Below are 19,471 nucleotides of genomic sequence, written 5' to 3'. Positions count from 1 at the left end.
CACTATTAGTACAATACCTCTCCATATAACCGCTAATCGCCGCACGACCCACTCAGTTAAAAGTAGCTATTTTTATGTCCGAGAGAGATGACGAACAAAGCTTCCAGGAAGCAATGAGTGACGTACGACCATTAAGCGGAAAGAAAAGCAATAAGACACATACAGGTATCAGTCGTAAGCCAAACACGGACGTCCCTGAAAGTACGCTTAGGGCTCGCCGAAGAGCCGCTGAACAGGAAAAACCACCGGCTGGAGCAGCACTCTCCGAGTCATGGATTGAGCCGGTCGATCCCGAACAGTTTATTGAGTTCTCTCGACCCGGAATCCAGACAACCAGGCTCAGGCAGCTACGTCAGGGGATGATTCCCGTTCAGTTTCAAGTGGATCTGCATGGCTATAAGATTGATGAAGCCAGAGAGTTGATCAATGAGTTCATCCAGGTTTCCCGCTTCCGTGGACTGACCTGTGTGCGCATTATCCACGGCAAGTCTCACCGAAGTAAAGAACGTCAGTCGACGTTAAAGAGCCATACTAATCACTGGTTAAAGCAGATGCCGGATGTTCTGGCATTTTGTTCTGCACCACCTTCAGAAGGTGGAACGGGTTCAGTACTGGTCCTATTGAAACGAAAATAATGCATAACATTTCACAGCAAACCATAAGAACAAATGCTGCTTATCGTCCGATATCAGGCATGATATTATTACTTCAATCAGGTCTATGATCTCTGCCTAAAATGCGTTGTATATCACCCAGTCTTTACACAGCTAACTGCCACTACCCGGCTGAGCGCTATTGGCGCACAGGCCTCTAGTTCCCCCCTGCCTGCCTTTTGCTGGAAAAAGAACACAACCAGCCTAAGTTTATTTATTTTGATCTCTTGATCGGGGGAACCCCTATGTATTACTGGTTTATGTTGTTTCTGGCCATCATTACCGAGGTGGCCAGCACATCCTTTATGAAAATGGCATCAGGAAGCAGTCCTGTGATGGGCTATACACTGATGGCTATTTTAATTTCCATTTCCTACTTCTTCCTGTCCCAGGCGGTTCGCAAAATCCCCCTGGCGATTGCTTATACCATGTGGGAAGGGCTCGGCCTGTTACTGATCAGCCTGATGTCCTGGTATTACTTTGACGAAACGTTCTCAACTAACAAACTGATTGCCATGGCCTCACTGATGACCGGCATGGTTTTGATGAACCTGGGGGAGAAACTGTCGGAAAAGCAGGAACAGGAAAGTAAAGCGCAACCGACCAATGAGAAGGAGCTGCAGCCATGTCAGACCATCTGCAACTGATTGCTATTTTCTGGGTTGTTGCCGCTTCAAGCTGTGACATTATTGGTAATGTACTGACCAAGCTGTCCAACGGCTTTACCAAAAAGCGGTTCGCCATGATGGTGATGATCGTACAGATTGCGGCCTTTGTTTTCCTGTCCTTTGCCCTGGAAAGCATTGATCTCAGTGTTGCCTACGCACTTTGGGGAGCACTTGGCATTATTGCCACTTCAATTATTGGCAGAATGATGTTTGGAGAAAGTCTGCATCCAATTAAGGTGCTGGGTATAGCAACCACCCTGATTGCCATTCTATTTCTCAAGCTATCTATGTAATGGTAGTGAGGGCACATCATCATGATGTGCCCCTTAACACTAACTCAGCACCCGGTAGCAGCGGTAGCAAACTCCCATCGCCGCAATAAAATAAGCGAAAACCATTGCCAGCCAGAACCCTTTTACACCCATCGGTGCAGTGAAAACATCAGTGTTTGCCAGGAAATACCCTAATGGCAGCATAATCACCCAAAGACAAGCGAGCATGATCAGCATCACTGAAAAGGTATCCCGATACGCCCTCAGTGCCGCCGCACCTACCTGCTGAATCACTGTTAACAATAAATACAATACCACCAATCCCATCAGTGATTCGGCCAGCGTGGTAACAGCAGGATCCTGGGTATATAAACGAACAATTGACAATCTCTCCCACCAGACCACAGTCCCCAAAACGCACATAGCAATCAAGGTAAAAGACAACCCAACCAGAGAAGCCAGATTAGCCATGGAACGATGCCCTGAGCCGATATGGTAGGCTGCTCTTATGGTCACAGCCCCACCAATAGTAGAAGGAACCATCATCAGTAATGTCGAAACGTTAAAGACTATCTGGTGCGCTCCCACAACAACATGCCCGTGGGATGCCAGTAAAAGGGTGATCACCATAAATACCAGAAACTGGCAAAACAGAGTAACCGCAATGGGCAGCCCAACTGCAATCAGAGCTTTCAGCTTTTCCAGGTCAAGATCCAGTGCGTAGCACAAGGGAGATGTTGATTTCAGTGCCTTGTTAAAACAGATATAAGCCACCATAAACAGCGGTGAAAGCCACATGATAACGGCTGTGGCGATACCACATCCTACACCGCCCATTTCTGGCAGGCCAAATCGCCCATATATCAGGGCATAGTTCAGTGGGATATTGATCAGCAGCCCCAGCACGTGGGCAACCATCACGGAACGGACATAACCCTGCCCCTCCAGATAGCTTCGCAATGCCTGACTCAAAGCAACGCCCGGCATTCCCAGGGCGACAAATGTTAAATAACCTGAGGCAATTTCCCGGACAGCACTACTGGCATCCACATAGATCAATAGTTCGGAAAAAACAGACAGCAATGCCAGACCGACAATCCCTGAGCCTGCAGCCAGCATTAGACCCTGCTGTCCCATAGCCGCAATATCCCGTAGCTTTCCCGCCCCATAAAGCTGAGAGATAAAAGCCGTTTTCCCCATCAGCAGACCAACAAGAAAAACATTGACGGGAATCCAGGCCGTATAGGCTATGGCTACGCTGGCCAGATCAACGGTGCTGTACTGCCCTGCCATTAAAGTGTCGATGAAGCCCGCAAGTGACATCACCAGATATGAGCCCATCAGGGGCAGTGAGAGCTTGAGGAGCACCCTGAACTCTCGAAGAATACAATGATTGTGAAATAACATACTTCAGCCAGCTGAAAAATAATCCATAAGCAAGCCCCATGCTCTGATTAGAGTGGGTACTGTTTGGGAATTCAATGAAATAAGAGTGCTGAAGTAGCTAGTAGATGACCGGCTGAGGCCAGCCAGTGTTAACAAGCGCAGAGACAACCGCCGCATAAAGCAGAGTGACTGTCATTGTGTTCTGGGCTTGTCGAATCATTATCAGTAAAAAGCGGGTAATAGTGTTGGCGTCAACCTTAAATAATCCCAAGCTTCTTTGCAATAAGACATGATCGAAAGTCTTGGAGAGTATTTCAGACAAATTTGAAACATTGTTAACCGAATCATGACTGGCTACAGTGAATGAATAGCTCCTCTTAGCTTCTATTTAACAGGATTTTCTATGAAGGGTATTCAATACTTCTTTCTGACAGGACGTTTAGCCATTATCGCCAGTATCATCGCCCTACTTGCCAGCTGTGGTTTCAGCAAATCCTTTATCAGCAGTGCACCGGAGATTGGGGAAAGTATTGGCGGCCCTCAAAAAGTGATGCGTTATCCTGAGTTCGCTATTACATTTGACCCAAGAAATGATGTTCAGCTGGGACAGGTTGATTATGTCGTGTTAATCCCTTATCGAGCCAGCTCCGGTGAGACTCAACATAACAAAGTACAGCCGGGTAAGTTCAGAATGGGGATCTCCCTCTTTCCCTATCAGAAGGGCCTGACACTGGATCTTTCTCAGGTCACTATTGAGATTGACGGCAAACACTATACAACAACCAGTGTGTTCCCATACCCATATGCTCATTACCCCACTGAGCAGGCCAAACGCTTCTCCGATAAAATCCATGGCTGCCCGGAATCTCAGCCCCGGGTCTTTCAGGGCTCGTTACCAAAGCAGCCCATAAACCTGGAAGCCAATGGCTTATGGAGTTGCTACGAACTGGAATTCAGTGTGAACACGCCTTCACCGAGAACGCATTTTAAAGTTGATCTGAATGTTAATAATGAAAGGAATCAGTTAGTGCGAGCAATAACCATTCCCTTCTCCCCATATAATTGGGGGCATAGTGATTCTTTTCCTTAAAGTAACGTTTTGAAAGAAAGTGAGAACAACCACCGCATACTGTTCTCACTTCCAAAACAGCCGCTACTTAATCTCACCCGATTCAATTTTCTGAATAAGCGCTTTCAGCTCCTCTGGAATACTGGCTTTGGCATTGGTAGCAAAGTTAAACATGACACCCGTTGCGGTACCTGTTGTGGTCACTCTGTTCATGCTTTTGCTGTAAATCGCATACTCCATGATAAAACGATCTTCCTGCACATCACTCACCCTTGATCCCACCAGCAAAGTATCCGGATAAGTCACCGGAGCCTTATAAAAGCACTGGGTATGACTGATCACAGGACCTATACCACTGCCCTTCGCTTTTTCCATTACCTGTATTTTATCGAAATAATCGATACGGGCCGTTTCAAAATAGCGGAAATACACGACATTATTAACGTGCTGAAGGGCATCCATATCCCCCCAGGCTACGGGTATTTCAGTGATAACGGGGTAGTCTTCCAGCAGGTGCTCCACAGTAATTACTCCTTCTTGTTATCTTTCAATTAATGTGTGCATTTAACCATTCACAGGCAACGATAAATGGAATTCAGTGAATTCACAATATATTCACGCTCACGGTAATTTCCGAAATCGGTTACGGTTTATCATTGACTGACTTCGAATGACCGTTCTGTTAGCATGAATATCCGGCTACAAGGCCCTCAACCCTTTTATTTATTGGAGGACCAATGTCGGAACATTCCCAGGATTTCGCTCACTCTCCCGTTTCAGCTGAAGCCCGCAAAGGCTTTTTCCCCATTCTGGTGGTAATGGTTGGTTTTACCTTCTTCTCAGCCAGTATGTGGTCCGGTGGAACCCTGGGACAAGGTCTGGACTTTTCCAGCTTTCTGATCACTGTGATGATCGGTAACCTTCTGCTCGGTGCCTACACTTCAGGCCTCGCCTGGATGGGCAGCAAAACCGGTCTTTCCACCCACCTTCTCTCAGAATATGCCTTTGGTAAAATCGGCGGCAAACTGACGTCCCTGGTGCTGGCCGCTACTCAAGTGGGCTGGTTCGGTGTGGGGGTAGCCATGTTTGCTCTTCCGGTGAACAAGGCAACCGGCATCAACACAGAGATTCTGGTGTTAGTCTCAGGCTTCCTGATGACAGTGACCGCATTTTTTGGTTTCAAGGCACTGACCATCCTCAGTTTCATCGCCGTTCCCGCCATTGCCCTACTGGGTGGTTTCTCCGTCAAGGAAGCTGTAGACAGCGCCGGAGGCTTGTCGGCGTTGATGGCCATCGAACCAACAACCACAATTACGTTTGCCAGTGCCATCAGTATCTGTATCGGATCGTTTATCAGCGGTGGTTCCCTGACGGCCGATTTTACCCGATTTGCCCGCACACCAAAAATTGCGGTCAGCGCGACACTGATTGCCTTCTTCCTGGGCAACAGCCTGATGTTCACCTTTGGCGCCGTTGGCTCCATGGTCACTGGCCAGGCCGATATTGCCGAGGTTATGTTCCTTCAGGGCCTTATTCTACCAGCAGTGATCACTCTGGGCCTGAATATCTGGACCACGAATGATAATGCACTTTACGTTTCCGGTCTGGGCTTTGCCAGTATCACCGGCAAGAGCAAGAACCTGATCGTGATGATCAACGGCGCTCTGGGAACACTGTTCGCCCTGTGGCTCTATAACAATTTTGTCGGATGGCTGGGACTGCTGAGCTCTGCACTGCCGCCCGTTGGTGCCATTCTGCTCGCCGACTACTTTCTGGTAAGAAAAGGCCAGTACCCTGACTATCAAAAGGCTTCATTTGCCACCATCAACCCTTCAGCACTGATTGCCTGGATTGCCGGTATTGCCGCCGCAACACTGCTGCCGGGCATCGCCCCCATCAATGGCGTTGTGGTGGCGGCTATCAGCCATATCCTGCTACAGAAAGCACCTATTTTTCAGGGACGCCTTGCTCACACTGAGACTTCGTTATGAGACTTGAAAACGTTCGCCTGCACCAGCAGCAGGGCCTGTTTGATATTGACATTGATAATGGCATTTTCACGGCCATCACGCCTGCTGGCACTGCCCGAAACGAAGGTGTAGAGGTCATTGATGGTAATGGACAATTAGCCCTGCCGCCCTTTATCGATCCACACGTTCATCTGGACACTGCTCTGACGGCCGGAGAGCCGGTATGGAATCGAAGCGGCACTTTATTTGAAGGCATTCAGAACTGGTCTGAGCGGAAAAAAACGCTGACCCGCGGTGATGTTAAAAACCGGGCATCAAAAGCCCTGGAGTGGTACATCGCTCAGGGTATTCAGCACGTTCGCAGCCATGTTGATACCACTGACCCATCGCTCACCGCCCTGCATGCCTTACTGGAACTGAGAGAAGAGATGCGGGACCTGATTGATATTCAGCTGGTCGCCTTCCCCCAGGAAGGTATCCCCTCTTTTCCAAAAGGCGCTGAGTTGCTGGAAGAGGCTCTGAAGCTGGGCGCAGAGGCTGTTGGAGGTATCCCACACTTTGAATACACCCGAGAATATGGCATCGAGTCCCTGAAATCCGTGTTTGATCTGGCCGAGAAATATGATCGCCTGATCGACATTCACTGTGATGAGATCGATGACGAACAGTCACGATTCGTAGAAACAGTAGCTACCCTCGCCCTTGAACGCTCCATGGGGCAAAGGGTCACAGCCAGTCACACAACGGCAATGCACTCTTACAACAATGCCTATGTTTTCAAATTGATGCGCCTGCTGAAAAATTCCGGAATCCATTTTATTGCCAACCCGGTTACTAATTTGAATTTACAGGGACGCATGGATACCTATCCAAAACGCCGGGGCATCACGCGAATCCCTGAGTTGCTGGAAGCCGGTGTCAACGCCTGTTTTGGTCAGGATGACATTGTGGATCAGTGGTTCCCCATGCAGGGCTGTAATATGCTGCTGGTGCTGTTCACCGGCCTGGTGGGTTGCCAACTGACCGGTTTTGACCAGATTAACCAGGGCATCAACCTGATTACCCACAACAGTGCCCGCTGCCTGAACATTCAGGACCAGTACGGTATTGAGGTTGGTAAACCGGCAAACCTGATTATGCTGGACTCTGAGAGCGTGTTCGATGCGGTACGCCGCCAAGCTTCGGTAACCCACTCTATCCGTCATGGAAAACTGATTGCCAGCACTGCACCTGCCAGAACCCGACTCTATCAATCCGGACAACCCAGGGATATCAGCCTAGCCTACTCAATATAAGCGCTAACCAGCCGTCTATATCCCTCGAAATGCCTCTCCTGTCACATCCACTGTGAGAGGCCACTCCCTCCTTTTTTCTAACAGTATATGCCTTGGTTGAAACTCATTCTCCTGTAACCTGTCTATATTGATTCGGTTATCTCAAAAATCTGGATGTACCGATTCATCCCGAGGAAGTTTACATGGCGATAAAAAAATGGTTTCTTGTCTGTGCCCTGTCCGGAGCAGCCACACTGGTTTTTGCCTACCCCGATGCTGACCGGCAAGGCAAGGTCTACAAAGGGCTACAAGATGTTCATTCCATTGCTGATTTTCAGGGCATCAATCCGCAGGATACAACCCTTCGCTGGGAAATCGGTGATAACAACCTGATTGAGTGGTTGCTGGCCCCTTGGGACGAGTCAAAAGTCAATGAAGCCTTTGACGCCTACCGACAGGAATATGGGTCGATAGCTGAAACTGCTGAAAAGGTTGTTTATGGAGCTATCGCCGGAAATTTTGATGCCTCAGGACACCAGATCACAGATGATGAACTTAAACAGCTTCTGAACATCGTAAAACAAACCGATTTCATTCAAACCTTTCACTCGGAAGCCAGAGCAATCACTACCGCTGATACCGATGCTCAGTTTTTTCCGAGTGATGTGTTTTTTACCAACAATCTTGCCCAGGCCTCTAATGTTGCAGCCAATCAAAAGTCTTCAAGTACACTGATTCCAAGAAATACACCCGTTTTTGTTCTTGGGCAGCTCATGACGGTTGACTCCTCAGGCCTGGAACCCGCAGATGACAGCTGGTTAGCACTGTGGCGACCAGAGTTTGGCTTAAAGTTTGCCAAAGCCCGCCATGTAGCTTTCGTCGATAAAGCTATGGCCGATGACTTTCCTGTGACTCCCCAGGACATCGAACCGGATAACAGGCTTAAACTGACTTGTACAAGCCGGGTCAAACATTCAGGGTGTTCAAAGCGCTTCCCTCTGGGAACGCCGATATTTATCCAGGGCGGACAGCACCTTATGGCTCAAAAAGATCAGCAGGAGCCAACCACGATAACCGTCTCTTCCACAAAGCTAAGACTCTATTCTGCTCAGTTATCCTTTGTTAACCTGTCTGTTGATCCAGCAGGAGAGCTTGATCAACAGGTGCGTAAAGTACCTCTACCACTTAGCTATCATAACTACCTGAATCAGTTGAGTAGCACCCTTCTAAAATACCCCACAGAATACGTTGCCCCGGAATACAATGAGAACCGCCATTTTGCTTTTGGGGAGGGCACTATTGGACCTGATGGGGAAAGGGGAATGGATGCCTCCACATTTGCACTGAAACTTATTCAGCCTTTCGGAAAATGGTTACCCAGGTATTCCGTCCATCAAGTTGAAGAGGGGATTAAGAGCTGCGCTACTGAAAAAGCGACTCTGGAAGAAAACTATCACGCCATGCTTGATCACTGCCCAATTGGCAATTTCGTCTCTGTAGGCTCTGGTAATAACATGGCCTGCCTTGGCAGCATTACCCTGGAACAACTTGGCCAGATTAGCCCTGAAGCCAAGGCGGATGCCATAGGCACTGGGGGAATGACCGAACAGGACCGGGTCCCCCTTCTGGCGATGAGCGCAACCGGAATTACAAACCTGGAAGAGGTCATTGTCACCAGGCCATCTGGCACACTTGAAATACCTTCAACCGGTGAAACCCTTCAGGTCTCTTCGCAAACCATGGAGCAACAAGCGGTTTGGTATATCACCGGGAAAGCGGCTGTTTACCCTGTATTTAAATCGGGTTATCTAAGCAGCTATATTCGGGATGGTCGATCACTGACATTCTATAGCTATTTCACACCTAAGCCACTAATTCAATCTGTCAGCCCTGTTCTCAAGAGCAAACTGTAACCCATTTCTAAGAACTCACTATGATCTATACGCTGCCCCGGACAAAGGGCAACGTATAATCCAATGAGCGGATCACTTTGTTAATTTTTCAGGAAAAACAGCGATAAATATAAAGGTAAAATCACCAACCATAATGTATTCCAAGCGGATCAGCCTATGGATAAGTTGCCAAGGAATGGCCACCACCATTTTACACCTAACTCTCCGGGTCTCACAAAGGCACATACTGCTCGAAACCATCAATACAGAAGAGTTATCCCTGTACAAGTTCCTGTCATCTGGTTCAGACCTGACACTCGTACAACCGTTGAAATTTCACAGCGCCCTCTGAAAGCGAGAAAAGTTAAATCCCTTAATAAGTCGATCAAGAAGTCTATTGCAAAAGAAGCACGCAAACACACAGTTAAGAAAGGCTTCCTTCGCAAAGCAAAAGACAAATGCTCACAGGGTTTAAAAGCAATTGGAAAAAGCCTTAAATTTCGTTCCGTACAAGCAGGTGCTTGTGGAGGCGGTGTACTGGGTGGAATAGGAGGAGTAATAGCCGCTGGAGCTATTGCAGGGGGAGCTACAGGAACTGCTGCAGGTCCCATTGGAACTGCCGTAGGTGCAACGGTAGGGGGCATTGTCGGGGTAGCTTTGGGAGTCGGTGCTATTTTTGGCGTAGGTATAATATCGGGTGAAGAACAGTTTCAGGATCTCTTTTCGGAAAAAGGCCTTCCCCATAAGAAGCAATGGATGAAAAACACGTTGGGAAAGGAGGCCATAGCCCTATTACTAAAAGAAGTACCCTCCTTAGAGGATATTCATACCTGTATTCAGGCAATAGATCATGCTCCCGAAAAGCTTCAGGAAATCCTGCTGAACTTACCGAATGATTTACGAAGAAACTATTATCGGAAAAAATTTGAGAAATTTGATGCTATTAGTGGTCTTTATCTTAACAGGGCCATAGAAAGAGGATTACCAACATTAAGAAACTTTATTGAGGAATGGCGATATGATAAAGACTTTAAAGGATTTGAGTTTGCCAATGATCTGGAGTAGTTCAGACTTAATCTGACATTTTCTTCTCATCAAAAGAAAAGGGTTACCGATTTAGAAAGAAGGTGAGTTCACTGAAATCTAAATCATTAAAGGTGACCCTTATGATTCACACCAACCAGAAAATCATCAAGCACAAGGTCGGGCTACTGAACCTTGCAGATGAGCTCGGAAACATCTCTAAAGCCTGTAAAACCATGGGTGTCTCCAGAGATACATTTTATCGTTACCGGGATGCTGTTGATGAAGGTGGGGTCGAAGCACTTCTTGATCAAAGCCGAAGAGTTCCAAACCTCAAAAACCGAGTAGACCCCGCTGTTGAAAAAGCGGTTCTTGAGTATGCGGTAGAAGATCCTGCCCATGGGCAGGCCCGTGTTTCCAATGAACTTCGCAAGCAAGGTATCTTCGTCTCTCCCAGCGGTGTGAGAAGCATCTGGCTAAGAAATGATCTGGGAAGCTTCAAACTGCGCCTCAAAGCCCTTGAAGAGAAAGTGGCTCGAGAAGGAATCATTCTCACCGAGTCCCAGGTCAGGGCACTTGAGCGCAAGAAGCTGGATGATGAGGCCAGTGGTGAGATTGACACAGCGCACCCTGGCTACCTTGGTTCACAGGACACTTTCTATGTTGGAACCTTTAAAGGTGTTGGCCGCGTTTATCAGCAGACTTATGTTGATACTTACTCCAAGGTAGCGCAGGCCAAACTCTATAAGACAAAGACCCCAATTACGGCTGCAGACCTGCTCAATGACCGCGTGTTGCCATTCTATGAAGCTCAAGAGCTACCTGTGCTCAGAATACTGACAGACAGAGGTACAGAGTATTGTGGTCGTGCTGATCAACACGATTATCAACTTTACCTGGCGGTGAACGACATTGAACATACGAAGACGAAAACCCGGCATCCACAAACGAATGGAATCTGTGAACGCTTCCATAAAACGATTCTGCAGGGGTGCTCTCTCTGAATGATTGAAACAATAGTGCTCTATTTTCACAGCTACTATGGGAACACCACTCATAATAGTTAACTGTCATGCCCGCTTCTGTTATTTCCAGCTCTACCAAAAGCATCGTTTTGCAAATTGAAGTTTCTATAGATTCAGGCAACATGCTGAATCTTGAAGATAGTTTACAGCGTGCACTCAATGAAGCCGGGCAGCTTGGAACAAAAGAGTTATTGGGGCTATTTGAATCACCCAATAAAGAACCTATCGTCGTTAATCAGCAGAAGTGGAACTACAAAGGAAAGGTTCTTAAGCACTATGAAACCTTATACGGTCGTATACCTTTGGAGCGCTCCGTATATCAGGGTGTCAGAGGTGGCAGTACTCTGGCAGCACTTGATCTTCGTGCCGGTATTATTGGTTCAGCTACCCCCAAATTTGCCAAGTCTATCGCCTGGAAATACAGCCAGATGCCAGCGCCTGCGGTAAAAGAAGATTTTGAGACCAACCATCAAAGGACGCTTTCAAATTCTTATATCGTAACTATTCAGCACCCAGCAAAGGCGTATTGTTGTAATTTCGAACCGCTTTAAGAAGCGCCTGAAATATGTTCAACCCCTGCTTTTTAGCAGATGATAAATAGCTTCGGATTCGGGTAAACATGGTACCTCCGTCTTCGCTTCTGAAGCAGCCTGAGATCTTCTGCTTAAGTTTGGCCATCCTGGCATCACGTTCACTGCCATTGTTATCGAAGGGAATTGAAAAGTCCGACATGAAGCGCAACGTTTCAACCTTAAACTCAATAAGCCTTTTGAACAGGTTGTAGGCCTTGGTATTCCTGACCTTCTTACGTCCAAGCACCTGTCGTTGTTTTTCCATATAAGCGGTTTCCTTCGTGAGAGCCCTTTGAAGGATTTGGTCGTATATCGTCTCAATGCGAAGCTGTATTGCACCAGGCATTTGAGTCAGACCGGCTGCTTTGTATTTCTTGCAGAAGTGCCAGGAGAGCGTAAGCAATTTCATCAGCCGCAGAGCCAGCTTATTCGCATCCCTATCGACAACTCCCTGAAGCTCTCTCAGATGATGGGCATTACAAAGCACATGCACTGCCGCATAGGCAAAGTAGGACTTCCAATGATCGTGAACCAGAATGCCTGCAAAAGTCAGCAGGATGCCCATTGCATCCATTGCTTCACAACCTCGCCTTTCTGAGAGGTAGTAAAGCGTCCATTGGTCATCTCGCATAATGTGTAACCACCACAGTGAACCGTCAACCCGCATGCCAGTTTCATCCGCTCCTGCAACCGGACTTTCTTGTAAAGCATCGCGGATACTCTGCTCAGTAGAGGCCAGGTTCTCATGGGTATAGGCAACAAAATTGGCAACAGAGCCTGCGCTGACACTCATGCAATAAATAGTATTGAAATACTCAGACACCCGGTGATATGGGATGAAGTGATACTGGTTTAAATGAACAGCCATTGCCTGAGTCACTTCTCCGTATTGAGCAGCGGGTGCTCTCTCAATTTGATAACTGACTCATAGGTTAGCTTCAACCTTTCCAGTCATGAACTCAGACCAAAGTTGTTCCCAGCGCCCCTTACTCTGGATCAGTGCTCTTGTTGTCAAAAGCACTTCCGCTCCTGTTGCTTTCCACCTCATTCCAGAACCACATAATCGTTGCTTTACCAGAGTCTTACAAGCCGCTTCAGTAACTCCTGAACCTATTGGCCAATGGCGTTTAAGCGCCTGATGATAATTCATTAACTGGTGATTGTTTGTAAAATAGCTCACAGCTTTGTAGCGCTTCTCTGTCAGTGCGATTGTCTTTTTCGGGAGCTCGGCTGATTCAATTTCCTGAAGGATTTTTTTGGCTGCTCCACGCTTGTTTTTCAAACTATGTAGCCTGTCTTCAAGCCACTGGTGTCGCTTCGCCTTACTGGTTGGAAACAGTGCTTCCGCTGCTCCAGCTAAATATTCAGATGCATGATAAAAATCGAGTATCTGCCCAGAGGTATGTTGTTTCAAATAACTCCAGTTTTCTCTAGCCCCGTCAGCTACCCCGATGTATGTGGCATTTGGGTAGAGTCGTTTTAGATCTGCAATCTCCTCGTCGAGCTTGCTCATAAAGCTTTGTTTACCATACTCTGGCGAACTGGCTGTATATATCGTGTGGAGCCTGTCTCCATCTGCAGAATATAGGCTCAATGTCCCACACATGGCTTCCCTCCAGCCTTCTTCACAAAGCAGCATGCAGGTTCCATCCAGACCAATGGCTATTGTTTCAACAGGCTCTTTTAGTGGAGGAAGGTGGTAGTGAGTGTCTTGCTGGTCTTCAATTAATGCACCTACTCTGTCCGATAAATGCTTGATATAAGAATTTGAAAGCGTCCTTTGATGGTTGGTCTCAAAATCTTCTTTTACCGCAGGCGCTGGCATCTGGCTGTATTTCCAGGCGATAGACTTGGCAAATTTGGGGGTAGCTGAACCAATAATACCGGCACGAAGATCAAGTGCTGCCAGAGTACTGCCACCTCTGACACCCTGATATACGGAGCGCTCCAAAGGTATACGACCGTATAAGGTTTCATAGTGCTTAAGAACCTTTCCTTTGTAGTTCCACTTCTGCTGATTAACGACGATAGGTTCTTTATTGGGTGATTCAAATAGCCCCAATAACTCTTTTGTTCCAAGCTGCCCGGCTTCATTGAGTGCACGCTGTAAACTATCTTCAAGATTCAGCATGTTGCCTGAATCTATAGAAACTTCAATTTGCAAAACGATGCTTTTGGTAGAGCTGGAAATAACAGAAGCGGGCATGACAGTTAACTATTATGAGTGGTGTTCCCATAGTAGCTGTGAAAATAGAGCACTATTGTTTCAATCATTCAGAGAGAGCACCCTGAGCAGCGGCTTTCACTCCTTGGGGAAACTCAGCGGTGTTCCGTTTACCACAAGGACATACTTTAACGTCTGCCCAGTACGCGGTAACTTCAAATTCTCCGGGTCTACCTGGATCAAAAACCTGTCGCTCAATGTATTTGGTGGGTTTAATATCGATAAGCGAAGACTGGCAACAGCAACATTTTTCAACCTTCAGATGCCTGACATAATCGGGTAAGGCGACACGTCTCAAACAAGAGCCTTGATGACCTTTCTGGCCACCTGGTTTATTGCCTGAAGATGGTCTAAGGCTTTTGGGGTTCGGTGTTTCCTGTGAGGAGCAGGGGGCTTCTTTGGAAGATGTATCACCTTTATCACTCCCTTTTTTACTGGGCTTTTGATAACCATCTGACGATGGTGGCTTACTACTGTTTTGACTGTTTTTATTAACCCTTTCTTCCAGTTCGCTGCAACGTTCCCGTAAAAGCGCATTCTCGGTCCGAAGCTCTTCATTCTCTTTAAGGAGAGCTTCGGTAAACGGAGTAGCTGGGAAGTCTGGTTCCATACTGGAGATTTGTTAGAAAAATTGAGTATAAGATGATGGTCGAAAAATCAGAAAATTCCAGATTTATATGAAGGGTGCTGAATAGTTACCTTATATCAAGCATTTATCGGACAGAGTAGGTGCATTAATTGAAGACCAGCAAGACACTCACTACCACCTTCCTCCACTAAAAGAGCCTGTTGAAACAATAGCCATTGGTCTGGATGGAACCTGCATGCTGCTTTGTGAAGAAGGCTGGAGGGAAGCCATGTGTGGGACATTGAGCCTATATTCTGCAGATGGAGACAGGCTCCACACGATATATACAGCCAGTTCGCCAGAGTATGGTAAACAAAGCTTTATGAGCAAGCTCGACGAGGAGATTGCAGATCTAAAACGACTCTACCCAAATGCCACATACATCGGGGTAGCTGACGGGGCTAGAGAAAACTGGAGTTATTTGAAACAACATACCTCTGGGCAGATACTCGATTTTTATCATGCATCTGAATATTTAGCTGGAGCAGCGGAAGCACTGTTTCCAACCAGTAAGGCGAAGCGACACCAGTGGCTTGAAGACAGGCTACATAGTTTGAAAAACAAGCGTGGAGCAGCCAAAAAAATCCTTCAGGAAATTGAATCAGCCGAGCTCCCGAAAAAGACAATCGCACTGACAGAGAAGCGCTACAAAGCTGTGAGCTATTTTACAAACAATCACCAGTTAATGAATTATCATCAGGCGCTTAAACGCCATTGGCCAATAGGTTCAGGAGTTACTGAAGCGGCTTGTAAGACTCTGGTAAAGCAACGATTATGTGGTTCTGGAATGAGGTGGAAAGCAACAGGAGCGGAAGTGCTTTTGACAACAAGAGCACTGATCCAGAGTAAGGGGCGCTGGGAACAACTTTGGTCTGAGTTCATGACTGGAAAGGTTGAAGCTAACCTATGAGTCAGTTATCAAATTGAGAGAGCACCCTTCTGCAGGAGTTTTATCAACCTGCATTGAGAAAGACGCTGTATACGAGTATTGAGATGATTCAGTCAGATCTGGACGAATGGTTAATTCACTACAATACTGAGCGTACCCATCAAGGTAAGCAGTGCAACGGGAGAACGCCGATAGAAACACTGATTGATGGGAAAGAGATCTGGAAGGAAAAGTTCATAGCCTGAATTTAACCTGACAGACACCTTCTTGAAAATCGGTAACTGTCAGGTCAGGTCTGAACTTCTACAAATGATCAACTCATGTCAAAAATTAATCGTTTAATGGATCTTTCGACGCCAAGAGATAACTCAGGCAATACACGTTTTGATCATGAAAGTATCAAGACTCTTGAGATTCTGGATAGATACTTCTCAAATTCCGATGTCAACCCTGAAGCTGTGATGGCTATCCGAGAAAAGCTGGCAGAACAAATCAATTTATTAGGCTCAAGTCGGCCGACTTAGTCACTGAAACTAAAGATAACCATTATCGTCGCTGAAGCATTGCTTTAAATCGATGGGCAATACCTTTTGCCTTTGGTATAGGGGATATGGTTTCAGATCCCTTGATTCTTTCTTTCGCTTTAATTATACGATCTGCTGTTTCCGGAAACTCTTTTTTGATTAGACCATCATCAACATCCAACAAATTAAATGCAATTGAGATATACATATTCTCTCCTTCTTCAAAAGCATCAAAAAAATCTGAGCTGATAATATTAGGTTTAATCGATGGGTCTTTTCTGGCCCATTCCACCAGCCAGTCATCAATTTTCGAATTTACCGTTTCTGCCTGCTCATAAAGACTCTTCATTGCATCTCGGTTTTTCAAGGCGGTTGTCAGTGAGGTCTTTTGCATCTGATTAATTAATAGTTTTCCTTCTCTGGCTTCAACTTTTCTTGATAAAAGACGTTTATTCGTGTTTTTTAATTCAGACGACTCAGCAGTATTCGCCCATTTAGTGAACGTGCTTTTTTTGTAATCCCAGCAGCCATCATACTTGCTGGACAAGTGACTTTTTTTATCTTTGGTCATTAGTACTATATTTCCCTGTCCCTCTCCAGGTTTGATATCTGCAAAGCTTCTTGGGTTACCATCATCATCTGTTTTCTTAACCAGAAGCGCTTCATTATTTTTCAGAAACGATTGATAAAACGTATCAAGGGAATCTCCCTTATCATGGTCAAACTGCATTTTTACAACCACCATCTCTTTGGGATGTTGTCTAGCATATTCAAATAACTCCCCTAACCCTGTGGTGCTGTCACTGCCATTAACCACTCCGTGGTGAATTCGAAACCCACTCTCTGTACTTGAGGATCTGAGCCTTAGGTCAAGATAGCGCACACCGGAATTCAACTGTTCACTGATGGTTTTGGTTTGAGTGACTGAATAGTTCTTTGCCAACTTGGCTATATATTTAAGCCCTGGCACCTTGCTGAGTCTGGGGAATTTTATGCTGTATGTTCCTGAATCATGGGTTCCATGAAGCGTCATTTCAGCTATTGAACGGTTAGAATCCACATTCGGCTTTCCGGCTCTATTAGCCATTTCTCTGCTGAGTTTAGCGACCTTTTCCTGCCAGCTGGCCAGCTCTTTAGAAGCAGTGCTTTGCTTCGACGGTATAACTTCGGATCTTTTAGAGCTTACTTTTAATTCTGGAGATACAACATAAGCACTCTTCAACTTCTTTTTAAATACTGGCTTTCTGAACAGCCCTTTTGATGGTAGCTTGCACTTCACACCCACTTTCTCACAGGATCTCATTCCCTGAAAACAGGGGAAGCATCCAGAGTCCTCTTGTTGGCTATGTGTTTCCAAAAGTGGCTGGTTCTGAACGGTCAGTGGAGAAGGTCCTTTTTCCATAAGAATGATGAGCTCTGGACTGTTATCTAGATTTTTCTAACCATCCAGTAAACTTCGGCATCAAAGAGGCCTTACTTGACATGAACAGCATAAACAGGAAACCGTTTCAAAAAGGATAAGAGTGTTAAAAATCGCGAGTCGTAACAAAAGAAGGTTCGAAGCAGGCCTGAATCAGAGACCTGCTTTCTGGAAAGTCAGAAAAGTCGATTGAGCCCATCCAGAGCTGCAACACGGTAGGCTTCAGCCATTGTCGGGTAATTAAACGTAGTATTCAGAAAGTAACGGAGAGAATTGGCCTTACCTTCCTGGCGCATCACTGCCTGGCCGATATGGACAATCTCAGACGCCTGGTCACCAAAACAGTGAATACCCAGCACTTCCAAGGTGTCCCGATGAAAAAGGATCTTCAGCATTCCAACCACCTCACCAGTGATTTGAGCCCTGGCCAGTCTGGAGAAAAACGCCTTACCTACTTCATAAGGAACCGCCTCTGCCGTCAGCTCTTCTTCAGTTCGGCCCAGGGAACTGATTTCCGGAATGGTGTAGATCCCGGTGGGAACTTCATTTACAAAGTGCCAGTCCTCACTGTTGCAAAGGTGCGCAGCAGCCGAGCGCCCCTGGTCATAAGCAGCGCTGGCAAGACTGGGCCAGCCAATCACATCGCCCGCCGCATAAATATGAGGTAAAGCGGTCTGATAACTTTCATTAACACTCAGCTGTCCACGACCATCAGGCTTAAGGCCGATCATCTCAAGCCCCATTGCCTGAGTATTCCCTGCCCGGCCATTAGCCCAGAGCAACATATCGGCCTTGAGTTTTTTACCGGATTTAAGATGTAACACCACACCATCATCCATGGTCTCAAGCTTCTGAAACTCTTCATTATGACGAATAATGACGTTCATTTTACGCAACTGGTAACCAAGGGCGTCCGAAATCTCTTTATCAAGAAACGACAGAAGGCGCTCACGGGTATCAATCAGGTCCACCAGCACGCCCAGACCGGAGAAAATCGAGGCGTATTCGGACCCGATAACACCGGCACCATAGATAATCATGCGTCTTGGTGTAGATGACAGCTCCAGAATGGTATCACTGTCAAAAACTCTGGGATGATGAAAGTCGATACCCGGTGGATGATAGGGACGGGAGCCCGTGGCGATCAGAAAGTTGGATCCGAAGAGGCGTTCTGTATTCCCACTGGGCTCGGTCACCTCCAGGGTATGCTCATCGATAAAGGCGCCACGACCGAAGTAAAGATCAATGCGATTCCGGGCATAGTACATGGTACGGGACTGCACCTGCTTCTGAATCACCGATTCAGCCCTTTTCAATACCTTGGGAAAGCTGAACCAGCGGGGATCACCTATCTCACGAAACATGGAGTTGGTATTGAAATCCATGATCTGTTTGACAGAGTGGCGCAGGGCCTTGGATGGAATCGTACCTAAGTGAGTACAGCTACCGCCGACGAAGTTGAACTGCTCGACGACGGCGACCTTTTTACCGAGTTTGACGGCATTCATTGCCGCCCCTTCTCCCGCAGGTCCCGACCCAAGGATGACCAAATCGTATTTACTGACACCCATCTATTCGATTCCCCCGGTTAAACACATTATCTGTTTATTCTTCTTTACAGCTTAAATCTGAAGTGCCCAGAAGGCATAACACCAGAGGTTTTTACCGTCTCTGGTGTCAACACCCAGCAAAAAATAAACCGGGTGAGAAGAGATTACGCCTTTTTACTCGAATTTGAAGCAGTGGCGTCATAAAACAGGTCATCACTCATCTCGGAGAGAGGATCTGTTTTATCTCCACCACCACAAATAACACAGCCGTCTTTCAAACCAAGATTGCTGAGGCCGCCACAGGAGCCTTTGATGGGTTTATTGGCAAAAATCACACCCACTGCCATAGCCGCAATGAGCACCAGAAAAGTACAAAATGTAATCAGCATAATTGTCATAACTGATTCCTCCATTATTTACCATGAAATACCG

Annotated in this window: 19 protein-coding genes and 2 pseudogenes; 13 read left to right on the top strand and 8 right to left on the bottom strand. The window is 46.6% G+C overall.

The window, feature by feature from the left end; genetic code table 11:
* The first annotated feature begins 74 nt into the window (after positions 1-74).
* From ACOCLE_RS05585 to ACOCLE_RS05575, 3 genes are all read left to right on the top strand, one after another.
* The gene (locus ACOCLE_RS05585) at positions 75-635 is read left to right on the top strand and encodes a Smr/MutS family protein (RefSeq protein WP_419535860.1); all 561 of its coding nucleotides are present in this window, start codon (positions 75-77) and stop codon (positions 633-635) included.
* Positions 636-898: 263 nt separating this feature from the next.
* Positions 899-1,300 (top strand): DMT family transporter, encoded by a 402-nt coding sequence (locus ACOCLE_RS05580; protein ID WP_419535859.1) that lies wholly within the window; start codon positions 899-901, stop codon positions 1,298-1,300.
* A complete protein-coding gene (locus ACOCLE_RS05575; protein ID WP_419535858.1) occupies positions 1,279-1,614 on the top strand; it encodes an SMR family transporter in 336 nt (111 codons plus the stop codon). Before ACOCLE_RS05580 ends, ACOCLE_RS05575 begins: the two co-directional genes overlap by 22 nt.
* A 39-nt stretch (positions 1,615-1,653) precedes the next feature.
* Here the strand turns inward: ACOCLE_RS05575 and ACOCLE_RS05570 are convergent, their stop codons facing one another.
* Complete coding sequence (locus ACOCLE_RS05570) at positions 1,654-2,961, bottom strand: MATE family efflux transporter (RefSeq protein WP_419535857.1); 1,308 nt, start codon at positions 2,959-2,961, stop codon at positions 1,654-1,656.
* Positions 2,962-3,382: 421 nt separating this feature from the next.
* On the opposite strand from ACOCLE_RS05570, the gene ACOCLE_RS05565 reads away from it, so the two are divergent.
* Positions 3,383-4,069, top strand: coding sequence for a hypothetical protein (locus tag ACOCLE_RS05565; RefSeq protein WP_419535856.1), 687 nt, complete (start codon positions 3,383-3,385; stop codon positions 4,067-4,069).
* Positions 4,070-4,132: 63 nt separating this feature from the next.
* Here the strand turns inward: ACOCLE_RS05565 and ACOCLE_RS05560 are convergent, their stop codons facing one another.
* Positions 4,133-4,570 carry an acyl-CoA thioesterase gene (locus tag ACOCLE_RS05560; protein WP_419535855.1) on the bottom strand — a complete coding sequence of 146 codons (438 nt, stop codon included), beginning with the start codon at positions 4,568-4,570 and terminating at the stop codon, positions 4,133-4,135.
* A 215-nt stretch (positions 4,571-4,785) separates the two neighbouring features.
* On the opposite strand from ACOCLE_RS05560, the gene codB reads away from it, so the two are divergent.
* The 6 genes and pseudogenes from codB to ACOCLE_RS05530 all read left to right on the top strand — a co-directional run bounded on the left by codB (position 4,786) and on the right by ACOCLE_RS05530 (position 11,783).
* Entirely contained in the window at positions 4,786-6,039 is a 1,254-nt protein-coding gene (gene codB / locus ACOCLE_RS05555; protein ID WP_419535854.1) for a cytosine permease, read from the top strand.
* The gene (gene codA / locus ACOCLE_RS05550; protein ID WP_419535853.1) at positions 6,036-7,313 is read left to right on the top strand and encodes a cytosine deaminase; all 1,278 of its coding nucleotides are present in this window, start codon (positions 6,036-6,038) and stop codon (positions 7,311-7,313) included. The genes codB and codA overlap by 4 nt, the downstream gene beginning before the upstream one ends.
* A gap of 182 nt (positions 7,314-7,495) precedes the next feature.
* Positions 7,496-9,205 (top strand): hypothetical protein, encoded by a 1,710-nt coding sequence (locus tag ACOCLE_RS05545; RefSeq protein WP_419535852.1) that lies wholly within the window; start codon positions 7,496-7,498, stop codon positions 9,203-9,205.
* A gap of 156 nt (positions 9,206-9,361) precedes the next feature.
* Positions 9,362-10,249, top strand: a complete 888-nt coding sequence (locus tag ACOCLE_RS05540) for a DUF2613 domain-containing protein (protein WP_419535851.1) — start codon at positions 9,362-9,364, stop codon at positions 10,247-10,249.
* A 101-nt stretch (positions 10,250-10,350) separates the two neighbouring features.
* Positions 10,351-11,193: pseudogene (locus tag ACOCLE_RS05535) on the top strand (IS481 family transposase); the annotation flags it as partial.
* 86 nt (positions 11,194-11,279) lie between these two features.
* Entirely contained in the window at positions 11,280-11,783 is a 504-nt protein-coding gene (locus tag ACOCLE_RS05530) for a hypothetical protein (protein WP_419535850.1), read from the top strand.
* Here ACOCLE_RS05530 and tnpC read toward each other — a convergent pair.
* The 3 genes from tnpC to ACOCLE_RS05515 form a co-directional block, all read right to left on the bottom strand.
* A complete protein-coding gene (gene tnpC, locus ACOCLE_RS05525) occupies positions 11,734-12,684 on the bottom strand; it encodes an IS66 family transposase (RefSeq protein WP_419535849.1) in 951 nt (316 codons plus the stop codon). The two genes, ACOCLE_RS05530 and tnpC, sit on opposite strands and share 50 nt — an antisense overlap.
* Before the next feature lie 45 nt (positions 12,685-12,729).
* Positions 12,730-14,010: an ISKra4 family transposase gene (locus tag ACOCLE_RS05520; RefSeq protein ID WP_419532972.1), complete on the bottom strand. Its 1,281-nt coding sequence runs from the start codon at positions 14,008-14,010 to the stop codon at positions 12,730-12,732.
* A 64-nt stretch (positions 14,011-14,074) separates the two neighbouring features.
* Positions 14,075-14,638, bottom strand: a complete 564-nt coding sequence (locus ACOCLE_RS05515) for a DUF6444 domain-containing protein (protein WP_419534946.1) — start codon at positions 14,636-14,638, stop codon at positions 14,075-14,077.
* 214 nt (positions 14,639-14,852) lie between these two features.
* On the opposite strand from ACOCLE_RS05515, the gene ACOCLE_RS05510 reads away from it, so the two are divergent.
* The 3 genes and pseudogenes from ACOCLE_RS05510 to ACOCLE_RS05500 all read left to right on the top strand — a co-directional run bounded on the left by ACOCLE_RS05510 (position 14,853) and on the right by ACOCLE_RS05500 (position 16,069).
* Positions 14,853-15,566, top strand: coding sequence for a hypothetical protein (locus ACOCLE_RS05510; RefSeq protein WP_419533971.1), 714 nt, complete (start codon positions 14,853-14,855; stop codon positions 15,564-15,566).
* Positions 15,567-15,589: 23 nt separating this feature from the next.
* Positions 15,590-15,790 (top strand): annotated as a pseudogene (locus ACOCLE_RS05505) (IS481 family transposase); the annotation flags it as partial.
* A 75-nt stretch (positions 15,791-15,865) separates the two neighbouring features.
* Positions 15,866-16,069, top strand: a complete 204-nt coding sequence (locus tag ACOCLE_RS05500; protein WP_419535848.1) for a hypothetical protein — start codon at positions 15,866-15,868, stop codon at positions 16,067-16,069.
* A 22-nt stretch (positions 16,070-16,091) separates the two neighbouring features.
* Here ACOCLE_RS05500 and ACOCLE_RS05495 read toward each other — a convergent pair whose 3' ends face one another.
* From ACOCLE_RS05495 to nqrM, 3 genes are all read right to left on the bottom strand, one after another.
* The gene (locus ACOCLE_RS05495) at positions 16,092-17,471 is read right to left on the bottom strand and encodes a hypothetical protein (RefSeq protein ID WP_419535847.1); all 1,380 of its coding nucleotides are present in this window, start codon (positions 17,469-17,471) and stop codon (positions 16,092-16,094) included.
* 194 nt (positions 17,472-17,665) lie between these two features.
* Positions 17,666-19,060: a Si-specific NAD(P)(+) transhydrogenase gene (gene sthA / locus ACOCLE_RS05490; protein ID WP_419535846.1), complete on the bottom strand. Its 1,395-nt coding sequence runs from the start codon at positions 19,058-19,060 to the stop codon at positions 17,666-17,668.
* A gap of 143 nt (positions 19,061-19,203) precedes the next feature.
* Positions 19,204-19,437, bottom strand: a complete 234-nt coding sequence (nqrM, locus tag ACOCLE_RS05485; RefSeq protein WP_419535845.1) for a (Na+)-NQR maturation NqrM — start codon at positions 19,435-19,437, stop codon at positions 19,204-19,206.
* Between the last annotated feature and the right edge of the window lie 34 nt (positions 19,438-19,471).

This window comes from Endozoicomonas sp. (assembly GCF_965196975.1).
Lineage (GTDB): Bacteria > Pseudomonadota > Gammaproteobacteria > Pseudomonadales > Endozoicomonadaceae > Endozoicomonas.
This window is presented reverse-complemented; position numbering and strand designations above follow the sequence as displayed.

What these genes read in the sequence shown, in the direction of transcription:
- ACOCLE_RS05495 (WP_419535847.1), bottom strand. Translation starts at nt 17,471, where the DNA reads ATGGAAAAAGGACCTTCTCCACTGACCGTTCAGAACCAGCCACTTTTG.
- ACOCLE_RS05545 (WP_419535852.1), top strand. Translation starts at nt 7,496, where the DNA reads ATGGCGATAAAAAAATGGTTTCTTGTCTGTGCCCTGTCCGGAGCAGCC.
- nqrM (WP_419535845.1), bottom strand. Translation starts at nt 19,437, where the DNA reads ATGACAATTATGCTGATTACATTTTGTACTTTTCTGGTGCTCATTGCG.
- ACOCLE_RS05565 (WP_419535856.1), top strand. Translation starts at nt 3,383, where the DNA reads ATGAAGGGTATTCAATACTTCTTTCTGACAGGACGTTTAGCCATTATC.
- codB (WP_419535854.1), top strand. Translation starts at nt 4,786, where the DNA reads ATGTCGGAACATTCCCAGGATTTCGCTCACTCTCCCGTTTCAGCTGAA.
- ACOCLE_RS05530 (WP_419535850.1), top strand. Translation starts at nt 11,280, where the DNA reads ATGCCCGCTTCTGTTATTTCCAGCTCTACCAAAAGCATCGTTTTGCAA.
- ACOCLE_RS05515 (WP_419534946.1), bottom strand. Translation starts at nt 14,638, where the DNA reads ATGGAACCAGACTTCCCAGCTACTCCGTTTACCGAAGCTCTCCTTAAA.
- sthA (WP_419535846.1), bottom strand. Translation starts at nt 19,060, where the DNA reads ATGGGTGTCAGTAAATACGATTTGGTCATCCTTGGGTCGGGACCTGCG.
- ACOCLE_RS05580 (WP_419535859.1), top strand. Translation starts at nt 899, where the DNA reads ATGTATTACTGGTTTATGTTGTTTCTGGCCATCATTACCGAGGTGGCC.
- ACOCLE_RS05510 (WP_419533971.1), top strand. Translation starts at nt 14,853, where the DNA reads ATGCTGCTTTGTGAAGAAGGCTGGAGGGAAGCCATGTGTGGGACATTG.
- ACOCLE_RS05575 (WP_419535858.1), top strand. Translation starts at nt 1,279, where the DNA reads ATGTCAGACCATCTGCAACTGATTGCTATTTTCTGGGTTGTTGCCGCT.
- codA (WP_419535853.1), top strand. Translation starts at nt 6,036, where the DNA reads ATGAGACTTGAAAACGTTCGCCTGCACCAGCAGCAGGGCCTGTTTGAT.
- ACOCLE_RS05540 (WP_419535851.1), top strand. Translation starts at nt 9,362, where the DNA reads ATGGATAAGTTGCCAAGGAATGGCCACCACCATTTTACACCTAACTCT.
- ACOCLE_RS05500 (WP_419535848.1), top strand. Translation starts at nt 15,866, where the DNA reads ATGTCAAAAATTAATCGTTTAATGGATCTTTCGACGCCAAGAGATAAC.
- ACOCLE_RS05585 (WP_419535860.1), top strand. Translation starts at nt 75, where the DNA reads ATGTCCGAGAGAGATGACGAACAAAGCTTCCAGGAAGCAATGAGTGAC.
- ACOCLE_RS05520 (WP_419532972.1), bottom strand. Translation starts at nt 14,010, where the DNA reads ATGCCCGCTTCTGTTATTTCCAGCTCTACCAAAAGCATCGTTTTGCAA.